Raw genomic sequence first — 17101 nt, 5'->3', positions numbered from 1 at the left:
CACGAAATCGCTGAAAGCGATGAGATGTGGTGGTGGGGGCAAAAATTTGCGCCCCCCTCCGTCGCGAACACGCTCGCGCCGCCGCCCCACGCAAGCGTAGGGAGGAGAGTTAAGACTTCCCGGCTTCACCGCTGGCGGAGGCCGCAGCCTTGGCGGCGTCTTCGCGGGCCTTTTTCTCGGCCATCTGGGCCTTGAACAACAGGCGGCGCAACTTGAACGACGACTTAATAAAGCGGTCGGCGACAATGGCGCGCTCAGCGGGCGGCAGGGCGGCGGCCTGATCCACCAGAGTCTGCTCGATCCGCACCTTGCCCTTGATCTCCAGATCGCGGGCCTGCGCCAAAAGCGTCATGATCCTTGGCCCATCATAGGGCTCGGTCTTGGCCACTTCGGCGGCCTGTTTGCGCAGTTCCCACGCCGCTTCCATATCGGCTTCGCTGGCCAAAGCCGAGGCCCGCACGGCGGCAATCAACTTCTGGCCATTGGCGGCCGACATGCCCTCGGTCGCTTCGGTAAGGGCTGTCACCGGCTCCGGCCCCTTGGGGCGGAAATGCTTATAGCCCCAATAGGCCCCACCCGCGCTCAACGCAAAGACGTTAAGCGCCAGCGATATGCCCAAAGCCCACTTCAATTTGGAATTACCGGATGCCACGATATCAGTTCTCCAGATCGACAATGCTGGTCTGCACCAGAACGTCCTGAACGCGTTGGTCGACAATGCTGTGCAGGCTTAAGCTCAGGCCAAAAATAATCCCCGCCGCACAGGCCGCCGCCAATGACGCGCCGGTCATCCAAACAAAGGGTGATTTCAAAGTGCTGCGCGGGGTAAACGGCAAAACCGCGGCCCCTTGCGGCATCATCAGGCCCAGCGTTTGCCAGTGCAAGGCCTCAGACGCCTGCGGTGCCTTAAGGAAGCCCAATAAGCTGTCAACCTCTTGCGCTTCACGCATCATCTGGTTGGCCTTCTGCGGCGACTTGCGGCAGAACTCTAACGCGGCAGCGCGCTCATAGGCCGGCCAGCGCTCGGGATTGGCCCCGTAGGCGCTGACGATAGCTTTGAAACGCTGTGAACCTATGGTCTTGATCAACATGCCTGCACTCCTTGCCTTACGCGCTACGCTTAATGAGACGGGCGGGTGTATCCGCCACCTCAGGTTTCAGCACCGTTTTCAGGTGCCGCCGCCCGCGCGCCAAAAGGCTTTCCAGGGCATCCACACTGATGTTCATCAGCGTGGCCGCCTCAATATTCGATAATTCCTGATAGTAACACAAAACGATCGCCAGACGCTGCCGCTCCGGCAAAGTATCCAGCGCACTGGCCACCTGATCGGCGGTCTGCTTTTGCTCAAGCTGAGCGGAAGGCCCGGCCCGGCCATCGTCCATCTCAAGGTCATCAGACGACACGGTATCTTTGCGGCGGCGCAGGCGGTCGTAGCACAGATTGAGCGCCACCTTGTGCATCCACGTATCCAGCCGCGCCTTACCCGGCACCCAACTTCCGGCCTGCTTCCACACCCGGATCAGGGTTTCCTGCGCCACATCTTCGGCTTCGGTTGCGTCCCCCAGCATCCGCTTGGCCAAAGACAACATACGCGGCAGCTTTTTGGACACCAGCAGTTGCGTCGCGCCGATATCGCCGCGGCTGATTTTCGCCATCAGAACTTCGTCGGCATCAGCACTCATGCGCGCGTGTCTCTTATCCCCTCTGGCGTCCTCACAGACTTTGCCCCCATAGCCGTCCGCGACCACCGCGCCCGTAAGATATCGTACCTCACAGGTCATGCGCAACCTGCCCGCCGAAAGGGTTAAGAGTCAAGTGCCCACGCCGGATTAGCGCCGCCTGTGCGGTCGCCGCATCACCCTTTTCGTGTTTTATAAGGTATCGCACCATGACCTTACCGAAAAACCATCACCGCTGACCCTCTGCGAAGCCAGATTACAAAAGTTTAACGTAGGCGTTCAGATTTTCCGTCGAAAGCTCTTGCAAGGGGGCAAGCCCCCTCGACCCGTGAGTGGGTGTCGGTTGACACGACCGCGCCCCCTCCCCGTCTATGCAGATTACGATCTAATGCCGTTTTCTCTTATACTCCCCCGGTGTACCGGGGGAGGTGGCGCGCCAAAGGCGTGACGGAGGGGGCCCTTAACGGCTCAGACGCTCCAATGCCAGCAAACGTATCCCGTCCGCAACAGCTTCAACATCCCTGAATACATCCGCCGCCGGAACACGGTAAGTCATGATGCCTTGTTGCATAAACCACAGCAGTGTTCAGGCGGGGTCAGGTTGCGGCGTAAAGTCCTTGCCAACCCGTATTGGGTTGCGCCTTTTACCCCTCCGTCTGCTTGCTACGCGCGCAGCCACCTCCCCACTACGTAGGGAGGAGAAGATGGGCACCTAATCTCCTCCCCATTCTATGGGGAGGTGGCCCGCAGGGCCGGAGGGGTATATTTCACTCAATCGGATCCCCCCACCGTCTTCGAGACCTGCGGTCTCAAATCCACCCGCTCCGGCGGCTCGGTCCCCCGGCACGCCGGGGGAGTATTATTTAGCGGTATTTCCTTGAACTACGCCACATCATGAACATCAGAATAGTGGAAGCCAAGGCCCAAAATGGACTGAAAGCGCCTATATAAAGCCATACCGATTTATAGATTTGTCCCGGAAGAAAATAAATCCACTTCCAGACACCAATTGCGGCAAAGCCCCACCACCAAGCCCAGCGCCACCCAAACCGTTGCCACCCATCGGCCACGAATGAGCAACACCCATAAGGCAATCGCACAAGTGACATAAATTGCTGTAGCCGATGCCCAATGCAGTGCATTCCCAACCAACGGCGTATACCTGCCAGCATAAATCTGCGGCAAAGTATAAATCCAGCCCATTGCGACCAGCAAACACAACCAAAGGCGATATTTCATTTTATCCCCCCATCCCCGCCCCCAACCTGTTGGGGGCGGATAGCCTAAACCCCATCCGGGTCGATAATGGTCTCAAACGCCTGACGGGCGCGTTTGCGGATATCGCGCAGCTTTTTCTCCAGCGTATCCAGCCTGCGGGTATGGATGGCGCGGGCCAGTTTGCCCTGAAAGGCTTCGGGCTCCTTAGTCGGGTCGTGGTCTTCCTCCAGCGACACCCGCATCAATTGCGCCAATGACTGCTGCACCCGCCACGCCGTGGCCAGACACTCCAGATCATCGGCAGACGCCAATCCAGTCCGCGAAAACGCCTGAAGCGCCGCCAAGGTCCCGACCCGCAGCGGCCCGCCTGATGCGGCGTGGACAAGCTGAAGATACTGGGCCACAAACTCGGCATCGACCTGCCCGCCGACGCTCAGCTTAAAGTCCCAGAAGCTTTTGGCTGGCCGCTCTTTCTCCATCAAGGCACGCATATCCAGAACATCCTGAGCCGTCTTTGCCGTATCGCGGTGACTCCGCAGAATGGTCTCGACCTTAAGCTTCACAAGATCAGCGAAATCAGCCGAGGACGCCCACACCACGCGCGCACGGGTCAGGGCCTGAAACTCCCAGGTATCGGCGCCTTTGGTGTAGTAGTTCTCAAGCGCCGCCAACGACACCGCCACCGGCCCCTTGGCTCCGGTCGGCCGCAGTTTCATGTCGATTTCGTACAATAGCCCTTCGTGGGTCGGGGCCGACAGGGCTGAGATCAGCCGTTGGGTGAAGCGCGCGAAAAAGCTTTCCGCCGCCCAACCCTTAATCGTTGACACCTCCGACGGATCGTCGGGCAGATAGACCGTCATCAGGTCAAGATCGGAGCGCGCCGTCATTTCCTGCGACCCCAGCTTGCCCAGCGCCACCACCGCCACCTGCCCACCAAGTTGCCCGCCCTGACGCACCACATCGGCAAGGCTCAACGGTGCCAGATGCAGGATGCAGGCATCGGCCAGCCGCGCATAGGCCGCCCCCGCCGCTTCGGTCGTCAGGCGCGCATTGATGATCTGCATCCCGATGCGGAACTGCTGCTCACGTCCTACACGTCTGAGGGCGTTCATGACCGATTCCAGATCAGCGGGCACCCGATCGACTTCGTCCTGCACAATCGCGTCCAGTTCTTCGCCCAGCGGATCAAAGAAACCAGCATCCAGCATGGCGTCAAACACGGTCGGGTAGCGCGCCAACAGCTTAGCCAGACGCGGCGAAAAGCCCATGATTTCGACCACCATCTTAAACAGGCGATGGTTGGCCAGAAACAGCGACTGAATCTGCACACCGGCGGTCAGGCCTGAGAAAAAGGCCGCAAAACGGGTGAAGGCAATCGACGGCGTGCCGGTCTCATTCAGCGCCTCAAGCAGGCGCGGCACCAAGCGGGTGAACAGTTCACGCCCGCGCTCAGTCCGCGTCGCAGGGATGCGGCCATGATGCCATGACCGGATGGTCGCCGCCACCCCGTGCGGATCGTCAAAGCCCATGCGTTCAAGGGTTTTTAGGGTTTCCGGGTCGTCCTCAACGCCGGTAAAGACCAGCGACCCAAACGATGACGACAGGTTCTCACCGTCCGAAAACAGCTCACCATAGTGACTATTGACTGTGCGCAGGGTACGCGACACCGCCAGATCAAACCGGCTCAGGTTGGAAAATCCGGCCATAACCCCGACTTTAAGCCGGTCGGTATCATTTTCCGGCAGGTTGTGGGTCTGCTCGTCATTGAGCATCTGGACGCGGTGTTCCCAGTCGCGCAGGCGACCATAACACTGCTTGAGCTCCTTGGAGACCGCCGGGGCAAGATGACCGGCCTTGCGCAGAGCATCGAGCGCATCAACCGTCCGCCGTGACCGCAGGGATGGATCACGTCCGCCGAGAATAAGCTGCTGGGTCTGGGCAAAAAACTCGATCTCGCGAATACCGCCCGCCCCCAGTTTCAGGTTCGCCCCCGCCGCATAGAGCCGCTCATCGGCCTTGTGGACATGGATCTGGCGTTTGATCGACTGGACGTCGGCAATGGCGGGGTAATCCAGACTGCGCCGCCAGATGAACGGCGACAGGCTTTGCATGAACTCCTTGGCCTCGACCATGTCACCAGCGCAGGCGCGCGCCTTGATGAAGGCCGCCCGCTCCCAGTTCTGGCCGACGGTTTCATAGTAATTCAGGGCAAACGGCACCGACACCACGGTCGGGGTCGAGGACGGATCAGGCCGTAGGCGCAGATCGACCCGAAAGACATAACCATCCGCCGTCCGGTCGCTCAGGATATTGGAGACCCGTCGGGCGATCCGGTCGGTCAGGCCTTGCGGCTCGACCCCATCGGCCAGCGGCAGGCGCTCCATCTCACAGAAAAAGGTGATGTCGATGTCGGACGAATAGTTAAGCTCCCCAGCCCCGTGCTTACCCATGGCCAGCACAAACAGGCCAGGCAGGATGCCGCGCTCATCATCGGCGGGGGTGGGCACCAACCGCTTTTTATCGCGTTCTTCGCGCACCGCCACGGCCAGAGCGGCCTGGGTCACCGCATCAGCAAAACGGGTAAGTGCTGCGGTCACATGATCCAGCTTCCAGACATCGCCCAGATCGGCCAATGCGGTCAAAAGATGGGTGTCGGCCTTGAGCTGGCGCAAGGTGCGCTTGGCAGCATCGGCATCGACGAGCTCCGCCGACAGGGCTTGCGCGGTTATGGCTTCGGTGGCCTGCAAAATGGTTTTCAGGCGCGCTTCGGGGGCGGCGGACAGGGTCTCATAAAGCCGCTGAGGGCTGCGCCGCATCAGGCCGGACAGGTAAGGTGACGCCGACACAATCGGCTCAAGCGCCGGACGGGCCGTCTCCAGCAGATCGGTCCAGTCTTCGATCTGAGCCGCTTCCGTCAGGGTTTCTAACGTGAAACCGGCAGCGGCATCATCCAGCACCGGCCCGCACGGCTGCATCAGATCGGCCAGAGGCGAAAACAACAGGTCGGTCATTAGTTTACTCTATCCGTTCGTACGTATCGTTATGTACCCAACGACAGTCATATCAACGGATAGGGCGATTTTCCCCGCAGGTCAAAAAAAACCGCTGCTCGTGGGGTTTAAGAGCGCCTGCTGATAACGAGGATTGATACTTCTGACATAAAGAGCCCCCACCTTCCGGTCTGATAAATCAGACCTCCCTCCTCCCCGGCACATTTAAGTGCGCTACCGCTTCGCTGCTTGAGCGCAATTGGGGAGGTATGAAATTGAGCCCTTTTACCTCCCCGGCGTGCCGGGGAGGGGGACCGCACGAGCCGAAAGGCGAGATGTGGTGGTGGGGGCCTCTTAAATATCACTCAGGACCTCAAACATGTCCGGCGGGTACAGATAATCTTCATCGAAATCATCCCAAACAACGATCCAGTTTTCTCCGTCTTGAGAATAATCTACGATTTCAGCCTTATATATTTTGCCAACCGTCAGGTTTGTCAGAGGCTTTTCAGTCTTAAACCCCTCCCCTGTTATGTAGGGCATATTCGAGATACATCTGACGGTTATCATGCGATACCACTCACCCTTGCGTCGGCGGCAGCACCAGCGCCGTCCGAAGCCCCGGCCCCTGATCGTTAAACTTACCCGGCCCCTCATCAATCACCAGACGGCCCTTGTGGGCCTCAGCCACAGCCGCCACCATCGACAGCCCCAAGCCCACACCGGGCAGCGACCGGCTCTGTTCCAGCCGCACAAAGCGCTCAACAATCCGGCCCCGATCGGCTGACGGCACCCCCATGCCGGTGTCAGTGATCGAGAACTCGATCTCCCCGCGTGAGGTCTTGCGCAGCCGGAAAGTGATCCCGCCCACCGCTGTATATTTGATAGCGTTATCGAGCAGGTTAGCCAGAGACTGCGCCAGAAAATCGCGGTTACCCATCACCCAGACATTGGGCTCAATTTCGACATCGAACTCAAGGCCCTTATCGGCCGCCGACAGTTCATAAAGCTCGGCCATGTCGGTCGCCAGCGCCGTGGCATCAAACAGTTTCGGATCAGGCGCCTGCCCCGCCGCCTGCAGGCGTGAAATGGCAAACACAGTCTGGAACGTCCTCAGCAACTGGTCGGTCTCGGTCAGGGCCCGCGACAAGGCATCCTCGGCCTTGGAGGGATCTTTTTCGACATCATATAACGACAGTTCGAGGTTAGACCTCAACCGCGACAAGGGCGTGCGCAGATCATGGGCGATGGCGTCACCGGCATATTTCAGGCTGCCGACATTCTTTTCGACGCGGTCAAGCACCTGATTGACCTGAGCCGCCAAAGCATCGAACTCATCGCCCGAATGACGCAGCGGCACCCGCACCTTAAGATCACCCTGCTCGGCGCTTCTGAGCACGCTCATCAGCCCCTGAACCGAGCGCGACACCTCCTGATTGATGATCATGCCGGCAAACAGGCCCATAAACACCACCAGAATCGCGCCGCCCCACAAGGCCGTAAAGCCTTTGTCAAAGCCTTCGTCCGCCCACGACATATCCATGGCCACAAACAGGTAGCGATCCGGGTCGATGCGCAGTCCTTGCCCGCGATAGCGGTATTTGCGCATGGAACCGTCATTATTATAACTGCGGAAATTGATGACAAAATCGCTGCGGCCCGGGGCTTCGCCTAATATCCGGCCTTCGATCTGAGGCATATCGACCTGCGCGCGGATGCGGCTTAACACTTCGGTCGACATCTCAAGTGAGGCGCGTTTGTTTTGCGCGACCATTTCGCCGTTGGAATTATAGATGCCCTTGATGAAGAACCACTCAGTGATGTCGTCCTGACGCAGGCGGGCCTTGACCTCGGCCTCCCCCCGTTCGCGGTAAAGCTGTTGCAGGCTATCAAGGCGGGCGGAAACCTGCGCGTCCGTCACCGCCCGGTTTTCCGCCGACGTCGCCACATAGACATAGGCAAAGATCAGCACCGCCACGAACGAGTAGACGGTGATGAACACCAGGGTCAGCCGGAACGGCGTCTGCTTGAAATAGGTCGGCCGAAACAGCCCCCCTGCCCAGGTCAGGAATGACCCGAGGGCATTGAGCGGTTTGAAGGGTTTGGGTGTAAGAGGTTTAGGTTGGGGCATCACGCCTTCAACTGATAGCCTTCGCCGCGCACCGTGTGCAGCATCGGCTTATCGAAACCCTTATCCAGCTTGGATCTGAGGCGCGAAATATGGACATCAATGACATTGGTTTGCGGGTCGAAATGATAGGCCCAGACCTTCTCCAGCAACATGGTGCGGGTCACATTCTGACCGACATGGCGCATCAGGAATTCCAGCAACTGAAACTCGCGCGGTTGCAGGTCAATCAGTGTCCCCGCCCGCCTGACCTGACGGTTGATCAGGTTCATCTCCAGTTCCCCGACCTTAAGCACCGTTTCGACCGGGTCTTTATCCTTGCGGCGCGCCAGAGCCTCAACGCGGGCCAGCAGTTCAACCAGAGCATAGGGCTTGACCAGATAATCATCGGCCCCGGCTTTCAGGCCATAGACGCGGTTTTCGAGATCACCGAGCGCGCTTAAAAACAGCACCGGCACGTCGATACCTTCGGAACGCGCGATCTCCAGCATCGATACCCCGTCCAGCCCCGGCATCATGCGGTCAAGCACCACCACATCAAAGGCGGCATCACCACGCAGCGCAGCCAGCCCCGCCTCCCCATCATGGGTGACCGTGGCCGTCATGCCCGCCTCTTTCAGCCCCCGCTGAAGGCTTAAGGCCGCTTCGGTGTCATCTTCGACGATCAGAACGTGGGTCATTGAGGGTATCCAAAAATAATCAGCCCCCTGAAGCTAAAGCGCATTCCAAAAAGTGTGAAGCGGTTTTTGGAAACAAATGCGCGGCCAGAAGAAAATTAGACCAGCCTCAGATTTGAGACTGGTCTAATACTTTCAGGGGGCTGATTACAAATGAAATAACCGTAATAGACCCTCCTCCCCCCGCAAGCGCAGGGAGGAGGTAGACGGCCTGACTACTTCAAACTGAGCGGCACCGGCACATTGATACCTTCGGAATTGATCAGCAACAGCACGCTGGGACGTCCGGCCTTTTTCAGGATATCAATCACACGGGTGAGGTCAGCCGCCGTCGTTACCGGCTGATTATCCGCCCGCACGATGACCATTCCGGGCTTTATGCCTTTCTTGGCCGCATCCGAATCCGGTGCCACCGAGGTGATGACCAGACCGGTGATCCCGTCTTCGATGCCATAGCTCTTGCGCGTTTCCGGCGAGACCGGCTTGAGGCTGAGGCCCAGAGCCCCCGGCGCATTGGCGGGCGCGTCAGGCGAAGATTGATCCGCACCACCGGGCAGACCCTTGTTCAGTTCTTCATCGGTAGGGCGCAGGGCAGCCGTGATGGTCAGCTTCACCGGCTTGCCGGAGCGCACCACATCCAGAGTGACCTTATCGCCAACGCGCACCGCCCCGACCCGGCGGGTCAGGTCGGTGTTGGACTTGATCTTTTCACCATTGACGGCCCGCACGATATCGCCCGGCTGAACCCCGGCCTTTTCAGATGGTCCGCCCTTGGTGACGTCACTGATGTAAGCACCGTCCATATCGGTGATGCCGAGGCTTTCGGCCACTTCGTCCGTAATCGGACGGACACTGACGCCGATATAGCCGCGCTCTATCTTGCCACCCTTGATCAGCTTTTGGGTGATCGAATGGGCAATCTCAGCCGGAATGGCAAAGCCCACCCCAGCAGACGCGCCCGATGGCGTAATGATGGCGGTGTTGACGCCGATCACGCGGCCATAGAGGTCAAAGGTCGGACCGCCGGAGTTACCGCGGTTGATCGGCGCATCGATTTGCAGGTAATCGACATATTGCTCACCGATGTCACGACCATAGGCCGAGACGATACCGGCGGTGGCGGTGCCCGAAAATCCGAACGGGTTGCCGACCGCGATCACCCAGTCACCGACGCGTGGCTTGGTTTCCAGCTCAAAATTCACAAACGGAAAGTTCTTGCCCTCGACCTTAAGCACCGCAAGGTCTGTGTTCGGATCGCGGCCAATGACAGTGGCCTTCAGCTTTTGATCATTGGTCAGCTTGACCATGATTTCGTCGGCTTCGGCGATGACGTGGTTGTTGGTGACAATATAGCCGTCACCGGAAATGAAGAAGCCGGAGCCTGCGCCGCGCACCTCTTGTTCAGGGGCTTCCTGACCGGGCTGAGTCTGGCCGGGGAAGTTGAAACCGGGGATCATCGGCATGCCTTGCGGTACCTTGACCTTGCCCTTGGTCTCGATAGATACGACTGCCGGTGATACGCGATCAATGATGTCGGCAAACGACATCGGAGCACCCGCAGGCGGCTTAACCGGTGTCAGGTCTTGGGTCTTGATCAGACGGGCGCCGTCATAACCACCCGTGAGGTTATCGAGGTTGGCAATCCCCGTCATGGCACCGGCGGCCACCGTGGCGCCCAGCGCCAGACCGACAATACCGCCGACCAGGCTGGTCTTGTTCTTCAGAAGCGACTTCAAATCGAGTTTCCCCATCATAGTTACCTTTGCGGTTCAAAGCGTAAATCGCCGAACCCTTAAATTGGATCAAGTGACATATGGCGATTGTGAACCGCGCTTACGAGGTTTTTCAAGTCTATTTGTCAGGAAGCCATATAAACTTAAGCGTGAGGCAAAATCGTGACGGCGCTTAAGGTTTATTAATCAGGTCGTCGAGGGCTTTTTGCTCCTGCTCATCCAGAGAATAAATCTTTGTTTTTATTTTAGTTTTGGCCATAACCGCCAGAGTGGATGCGCCCGCAAGCACCAAGGCCAGCGGCAAAAGCCACAAAATCAGATTGCCTGCCGAAAACCTGGGCCGAAAAAGAACATAATCACCGTAGCGGGCGGTTAGCTCCTCACGGATATCTTTATCAGTCTTACCGGACAGGATTTCAGTGCGGATTTCCCGGCGCATGTCGGCGGCGATATCGGCCTGCGAGTCGCCAATCGCCTCATTCTGACAGACCACGCAGCGCACCTCACCGTAAAGCGCCCGCGCCCGCTGATCCTGACGCGGATCGAGCATGATCTCGGAGGAGGTCACGGCGGTCGCCATCTGCGACAGGCCAAGGACGGCAATGGCCAATGCGGTCAGTAGTTTCCTCATGATGCCTCCTGTTTCAGCGCCTTCGATGAGGTCGCCACCCCCAGACGCAAACGGCGGTCGAGCAGCGACAATATCCCGCCCAGCGCCATCAGCAGCGGCCCGACAAAAATCAGCCGCACCCACGGATTATAGAGCGCCCTGACCTGCCACTGCGGCTGACCGGCAGCATCGAGGCTCGATTCTCCCAGCACGAAATAGAGGTCATTGAGCGGGGTGAAGCAGATCGCCACCTCGCTCATGGTCTGGCGCGACGCCGGATAGAACCGTCGTTCGGGCGCGGCATCACACACCGGCTGACCGCCTAAGCGCCGCACGGTCAGGTTCGCGGCTTCGGCAAGGTAATTTGGGCCATCATAGCGGCGGATACCGTCAAATATCACCTCATAATTACCGACCGCGAGGTTCTTGCCCGCGCTCAAGGACGCTGCGGTGCTCAGGCGGGCATGGCCTTCGAAGGTCGCCCCCAGCACAAATACCCCAAGACCGACATGGGCCAGAATCATGCCGTGGGTGCCTAAAGCTAACCCCATAAACCGACGGCGGCTCTCCGTCATCGTCCCCCTGAACAGCCCCACCCGATCGGCCAGCATTTTGAACGAGCCGAAAATGAGCCAAAAGCCGAGCAACAGTCCAAGGATAAACACAACCCTACCGCCGACATCTATGCCCTTGACGCCCAGCGTGGCCACAACCGCACAGACCACGCTCACCCCAAACGCCGCCGCCAGCCGTTGCACCACGCCCTTAAGATCGGCCCGCTTCCACGACAGCAGCATGGCCAGCGGCGCCAGCAACAGGGCAGCACCCATGATCGGCCCGTAGGTCAGCAAATAATAGGGTTCACCGACCGAAATGGTCTTTCCCGTCGTGGCCTCCATCAGCAGCGGATAAAGCGTGCCCAGACACACCGATGACAGGGCCGCAAATAGCAGCAGATTATTGACCACCAGCGCCGATTCCCGGCTGACCGGCGCAAACACACCCGATGAACCAAGTGCACGCGACCGCAGCGCATAGAGCGTAAACCCGAAACCCGCCGTCACAAACAGGATGATCAGCAGCAAAATCCCGCGCTGCGGATCGACCGCAAAGGCGTGCACGGAGGTGAGCACCCCTGAGCGCACCAGAAACGCCCCCATCATCGAAAAGGTAAAGGCCAGCAGGGCCAGAAACACCGTCCAGGCCTTAAGCGCATCGCGCTTTTCCATGACGATGGCGGCGTGCAAAAGTGCTGTCCCAGCCAGCCACGGCATCAGTGAGGCGTTCTCGACCGGGTCCCAGAACCACCACCCGCCCCAGCCCAATTCATAATAGGCCCAGAATGACCCCAGCGTGATCCCGACGGTCAGGAAACTCCACGCCAGCAGCGTCCACGGCCGCACATAGCGCGCCCACGCCCGGTCGATCCGGCCTTCGATCAGGGCCGCAACGGCGAATGAGAACACCACCGAAAACCCGACATAGCCGAGGTACAGCAGCGGCGGGTGAAACGCCAACGCCGGGTCCTGAAGCATGGGATTAAGCGACTTACCCTCAAACGGCGCCGGAAAGACCCGCGCCAGAGGGTTGGAGCTAAACAGGGTAAAGCCGGTGAACATGGCCCCAAGCAACCCTTGCACCGACAGCACCTTATGTTTCAGGCTGTCGGGCAAACCTGCACCCAATAGGGTAACCATCGCGCTGAAAGTCAACAAAATCAGGCACCACAGCAGCATCGAACCTTCGTGACTGCCCCATGCCCCGGAGATTTTATAGAGCAGCGGCTTTGAGGTGTGGGAATTGGCGGCGACATTGGCGACCGAAAAATCAGAGACCAGAAAAGCGTATAGCAACGCCGCAAACGACAGGGCCATCGCCACCGCCGCCGACAGGCTCAGGCCCTCAGACAGCCTCGCAAACCCGGCGAAAAATTTCAGTTTGGAGGCTGGCACCACCAGCGCCTGCGCCACCGACAGAACAAACGCCAGGCCTAAACAAAACGTCCCCAGTTCAGCGATCATAGAGGTGCGGCCTTTGCACTGGCCTCAGAATTTGGCCGCCATTCGCCCTGTTCTTTCAGCGCCTTGGTCACTTCCTTGGGCATATAGGTTTCGTCATGTTTGGCCAGCACGGTCGACGCCTTAAACGCCTTGGCCTGCGTCAACTTCCCTTCACACACCACGCCCTGACCTTCGCGGAACAGATCGGGCAGATCGCCTTGATAGGTGACGGTCATGGCATCAAGATTGTCCATGATCTCAAACGTCACCGAACCGTCGGGGTTTTTCACCACCGATCCGGGGGCCACAAGCCCGCCCAGACGCATATTGGTATTGAGCGGCGCACCCGCCGCCACCGCCTGCCCCGGCGTGTAGAAATAGACCACGGAATCGCGCAGAGCATAGAGCGTCAACCCCACCGCCGCGGCCAGAATCGGTGCCACCCATAAAAACAGCGTCAAACGCCGCCGCGCCTTGATTGATTTTGGCCAGAAACCCATACGCTCACCCACCTTCACGACCGACCGGGGCCTTGGCTTTGTCTAAAATAGCCGCCACCTGATCGGGATTGTTACTATACTGAGCACGAATGGCCGCAACCGTCTCAGCCTCCGTCACCTGATCTTTCAGCACCCGGTGCGCCCGCAACAACCGCGCCCAGCCATCGGGATCATCGGGCTCAGTTTTCAGCCGCGCGGTAAGGCTATCGACCATGCCTTTAATCTGCGCGTTGACCTGATCTTGCGCGGTGCGAGCCTCCTCAAGCGAAGTGAGGTCAGCCGCGATCGTTTCCCGACGCGGATCACCGGCGGGCAGTTGGCTCAGCACCTTATCAAAAGCCAGTTTGGCCTCATCGAACCGGCCGTCATCGCGCAGAATTTTCGCCGTATAATAAAGCCCTGAAATATCATTCGGATCACGTTTAAGGGCCTCGGCAAAGGCCTTGCGCGCACTGTCATCGGCCACGCCATCCGCCGCCAGCACCAGCGCTTCGCCAAAATCAGACCAACCTTCGGCCCGCTTTGGATCGAGCCTGACCGACATTTCCAGTGACCGCGCCCCGTCGAAATAGTCACCGGCCATGACCTGATGACGGCCCAGTTGCTGCCAGTAGCCGGAGTCATTTTTGTGATCGTCAGCGCGGGCTTTCAACACCTCGGCCATCGGCTTGGGCGGCAGGACATCGGGATTGGTCTGCGCCATTTGCGTCCAGGCCTCAAGCCGCTGCGCATAGGGCTGATCGGGATAGCCGGGCATCCCCACGACCACATAAAGACCAAAACTTAAGCCCGCCACCAGCGCCGCCCCCGCCATGACCACGACCGGCTTTAACGGTGCTGTCGCCTCACCATGATCGCGCGCGGCCTTAAGCAAAGCGCGCCCGGCCTCGGCTTTTTCCTCAAGCGCCAGATCAGCCTCGATCTGACCGCGCGCTAACCGGAGATCCACATCGTCCACAAAGCGGGCATAGAGCGCCTTTTCACGGGTAAGGTCTGACACCGGCGGGCGCCCTTTCAGCCACAGCCCGGCGACCGCAAACACAGTTGCGCTCACAGCCGCCGCGATAACTGAAAACAGGATCATGCCCGTGAATTGCCCATCAATTTCGTCCAAAATCAGACACAGATTTTGGGCTTAACACAATTTACGGAATTTCAGGCAAGCGATTTTGATGGGTTCAATATATCCGAAGATGCGACACGACGTCGCGCCAGTGAGGCCCGGTCTTCGCCGCTTAAGGCCTCAATCAGGTCGATCACCCCTTCAAACCGGGTCATGAGCGCCTCGGCATCACCGCCCGCCCCATGATTGGCGATCTCGATCAGATCATCCATATAGGTATCAAGCGCCCCCTCGAGCGCCTGCACCGTGCGCCCGTGCAGGGCCGCATAGCCGCCCGCACCGGACGAATATTTGATGTCCCACACAAATTTCAGCATGGCCTGGGCATTGCGTGTCGCCAGGTCATCCATAGGCGTGCGGATATCGGGATAGTCCTTGCGTACCCGCCCCGCGACCTTTTCGGCCGTCATGGGCAGGGCCTCAGTCATGATGTTGGCCGCGGCCTTGAGCCTGTCTTCGGCCAGTTCGGCAATGACCTTATGGATGGCCGCCACACGCTTGCCCCACGGTCCGTCCCGCGCCAGTTCGATATAGTGCTCAAGGCCCGACAACGCATTGAGGCAATGGCCGATATCTCCGCCGGCCTCGGCCATGAAGCTCAGGTCTTTCGACGTCTGGTTCAACAGGCGTTTGAGCGTATCGGTGCGCTGTTCGGCCAGCAGCAGGATGCGCTCCCCGAAATCGGCCAGCTCGGACTCAGCCAGAAAGCGGTCATTGGGCCGGTCGGCCACCGTTGCAATAATCTTGATGATCATCGCGCCGTCATCAAGATTGGCAAAGATCGCCTCAATAAAGCGCACCCCGGCATCTTCCGAAAACGCGCAGGCGTCCTTATACCACAGTCTCAGCGTCGCGGCCTTTTCGGCATCGATCCGCCCCATCCAGTCAGGCAGGCGGGCCAGAAACTGCCGCAGTAGCCGGTGCAGATCAAGGTAATGGGCAAATTCCGTAACTTCGCGCAGATCAGCCTCATCGTGGCCTTTGGGTGCCACGGCCAGCGGTGCTTCACGCAGTATCCGCGCCCCCGCGGTCACCAGCCGGAAAAACACCACCGGCGCCGGATCATCATCGCGCAGACTGCGGATCGCCACAACCGCGTCACCGCACAGTTGCGGCTCTTCGGACCGTAGCTGCCGCCACAGATTATCCAGCAACCACTTCGGAAACACCTCGGCATCCAGTCCGTCTTCGCGCGCCTGAAACAGCGGCAGATAAGGCGCAAAGACCACATCGCGGGCGTGACGGGCTTCCAGTTCGATCAGCAGAATTTCGCGCACCTGACGCATCTTGGCATCGCGCGACAGAGCCAATGCCTTGTCCAGCGTGCGCAAAGCCCCCACAGGCATGGTTTTCACCAGGCCTTTGACCAAAGCCAGCTTCTGGGGCGGGATATCGGGCATAGTGGGACGGTACTCAGACTAAGATTTCGCACCAACTATGGCCTGCACAGGGTTAACAGTCGTATAATCAAGGGCCGAGCCCCCTTGACCCGGAACTGGGCGCGAGTTGAAGCGACAGTTCTAAAGCTTATTTTGCCTTTTGGCTATACTTATGCTAAGTAACTACATCTGGTTCGGAGGTGATAGTGATGTCAAAAAAAGGTCAACATGTTGTACCAAATGGCAGTGGCTGGAATGTTCAGAAAGCCGGTTCAACCCGCGCTACCAGCGTACATAAAACGCAAGCTGATGCTATTGTAGCGGCAACCAAAATCGCTCAAAATCAAAAGACTGAGCTTTATATTCACGGGCGCGACGGTCGCATCCGCGAACGTAACTCCTACGGCAACGACCCCCATCCGCCTAAAGGATAACTATGCCGCTACCGTTCGAACGGTCTGTCTTCATCAACTGTCCGTTCGATGACGATTTTGCACCACTACTCCAAGCTATTGCCTTTTGTATAACAGACTTAGGCCTCTTCCCGCGCATTGCCGATGAAAATCCGGATAATGCGGCAAATCGTTTAGACAGAATTATGGAACTTATTCGTGGTTCAAAATTTGGCATCCACGATTTAAGTCGATGTAAATCAAAAGCAGAAAATGAATATGCACGCTTAAACATGCCATTTGAGCTTGGCATTGATCATGGTTGCTGTCGTTTTGGCGAAGAGCCTCTTTCGACTAAAGCGATCCTAATACTTGAAACTGACCGTTATGATTATCAAAAAGGCTTGTCTGATATATCAGGTTGGGACATCCGCTCACATGGAGCGGATCATATAAAAGCCGTCCGCCATGTGCGCGACTGGCTTATAAGACAGGCTGGTGCAGAACCTGTTGGAGCGTCACGTATACTTGGTGACTATGCTACTTTTCAGGAATGGTACTGGGAACGTGAACTCGCTCGCGGGGCATCGGACGATGACATCAAAGCCTATCCCACTGTTCAAATGATCGAAGCCATGCGCGAATGGGTCGATCTCGGTCGCCCAGTCTAG

General features: G+C 58.5%; 15 protein-coding genes. 2 read left to right on the top strand and 13 right to left on the bottom strand.

What is annotated here, in order from left to right:
* Positions 1-109: 109 nt before the first annotated feature.
* From OVA03_RS14640 to OVA03_RS14580, 13 genes are all read right to left on the bottom strand, one after another.
* On the bottom strand, positions 110-652 hold the full coding sequence (locus OVA03_RS14640; protein ID WP_267525779.1) for a periplasmic heavy metal sensor: 543 nt from the start codon (positions 650-652) through the stop codon (positions 110-112).
* A 4-nt stretch (positions 653-656) separates the two neighbouring features.
* Complete coding sequence (locus OVA03_RS14635; protein ID WP_267525778.1) at positions 657-1091, bottom strand: hypothetical protein; 435 nt, start codon at positions 1089-1091, stop codon at positions 657-659.
* Positions 1092-1107: 16 nt separating this feature from the next.
* Complete coding sequence (locus OVA03_RS14630; RefSeq protein ID WP_267525777.1) at positions 1108-1782, bottom strand: RNA polymerase sigma factor; 675 nt, start codon at positions 1780-1782, stop codon at positions 1108-1110.
* 861 nt (positions 1783-2643) lie between these two features.
* Positions 2644-2919, bottom strand: coding sequence for a hypothetical protein (locus OVA03_RS14625; protein ID WP_267525776.1), 276 nt, complete (start codon positions 2917-2919; stop codon positions 2644-2646).
* A gap of 44 nt (positions 2920-2963) precedes the next feature.
* Positions 2964-5909, bottom strand: coding sequence for a bifunctional [glutamine synthetase] adenylyltransferase/[glutamine synthetase]-adenylyl-L-tyrosine phosphorylase (locus OVA03_RS14620; protein WP_267525775.1), 2946 nt, complete (start codon positions 5907-5909; stop codon positions 2964-2966).
* Between the two features lie 559 nt (positions 5910-6468).
* The gene (locus OVA03_RS14615) at positions 6469-8019 is read right to left on the bottom strand and encodes a sensor histidine kinase (RefSeq protein ID WP_267525774.1); all 1551 of its coding nucleotides are present in this window, start codon (positions 8017-8019) and stop codon (positions 6469-6471) included.
* Positions 8019-8696 (bottom strand): response regulator transcription factor, encoded by a 678-nt coding sequence (locus tag OVA03_RS14610; RefSeq protein WP_267525773.1) that lies wholly within the window; start codon positions 8694-8696, stop codon positions 8019-8021. The genes OVA03_RS14615 and OVA03_RS14610 overlap by 1 nt, the downstream gene beginning before the upstream one ends.
* 212 nt (positions 8697-8908) lie before the next feature.
* Positions 8909-10429 carry a Do family serine endopeptidase gene (locus OVA03_RS14605; protein ID WP_324291009.1) on the bottom strand — a complete coding sequence of 507 codons (1521 nt, stop codon included), beginning with the start codon at positions 10427-10429 and terminating at the stop codon, positions 8909-8911.
* A 169-nt stretch (positions 10430-10598) separates the two neighbouring features.
* Positions 10599-11057 (bottom strand): cytochrome c-type biogenesis protein, encoded by a 459-nt coding sequence (locus tag OVA03_RS14600; protein ID WP_267525772.1) that lies wholly within the window; start codon positions 11055-11057, stop codon positions 10599-10601.
* Positions 11054-13057 carry a heme lyase CcmF/NrfE family subunit gene (locus tag OVA03_RS14595; protein ID WP_267525771.1) on the bottom strand — a complete coding sequence of 668 codons (2004 nt, stop codon included), beginning with the start codon at positions 13055-13057 and terminating at the stop codon, positions 11054-11056. Before OVA03_RS14595 ends, OVA03_RS14600 begins: the two co-directional genes overlap by 4 nt.
* Positions 13054-13536, bottom strand: a complete 483-nt coding sequence (gene ccmE, locus OVA03_RS14590; protein WP_267525770.1) for a cytochrome c maturation protein CcmE — start codon at positions 13534-13536, stop codon at positions 13054-13056. The genes OVA03_RS14595 and ccmE overlap by 4 nt, the downstream gene beginning before the upstream one ends.
* A 4-nt stretch (positions 13537-13540) precedes the next feature.
* Positions 13541-14620: a c-type cytochrome biogenesis protein CcmI gene (gene ccmI, locus OVA03_RS14585; protein ID WP_267525769.1), complete on the bottom strand. Its 1080-nt coding sequence runs from the start codon at positions 14618-14620 to the stop codon at positions 13541-13543.
* 71 nt (positions 14621-14691) lie between these two features.
* The gene (locus tag OVA03_RS14580; RefSeq protein WP_267525768.1) at positions 14692-16059 is read right to left on the bottom strand and encodes a hypothetical protein; all 1368 of its coding nucleotides are present in this window, start codon (positions 16057-16059) and stop codon (positions 14692-14694) included.
* A gap of 188 nt (positions 16060-16247) precedes the next feature.
* Here OVA03_RS14580 and OVA03_RS14575 point away from each other — a divergent pair, with 188 nt between their 5' ends.
* Positions 16248-16472 carry a DUF2188 domain-containing protein gene (locus OVA03_RS14575; RefSeq protein WP_267525767.1) on the top strand — a complete coding sequence of 75 codons (225 nt, stop codon included), beginning with the start codon at positions 16248-16250 and terminating at the stop codon, positions 16470-16472.
* Positions 16473-16474: 2 nt separating this feature from the next.
* On the top strand, positions 16475-17101 hold the full coding sequence (locus OVA03_RS14570) for a hypothetical protein (RefSeq protein ID WP_267525766.1): 627 nt from the start codon (positions 16475-16477) through the stop codon (positions 17099-17101).

The organism is Asticcacaulis sp. SL142, assembly GCF_026625745.1.
In the GTDB taxonomy this organism is placed as follows: domain Bacteria; phylum Pseudomonadota; class Alphaproteobacteria; order Caulobacterales; family Caulobacteraceae; genus Asticcacaulis.
This window is presented reverse-complemented; position numbering and strand designations above follow the sequence as displayed.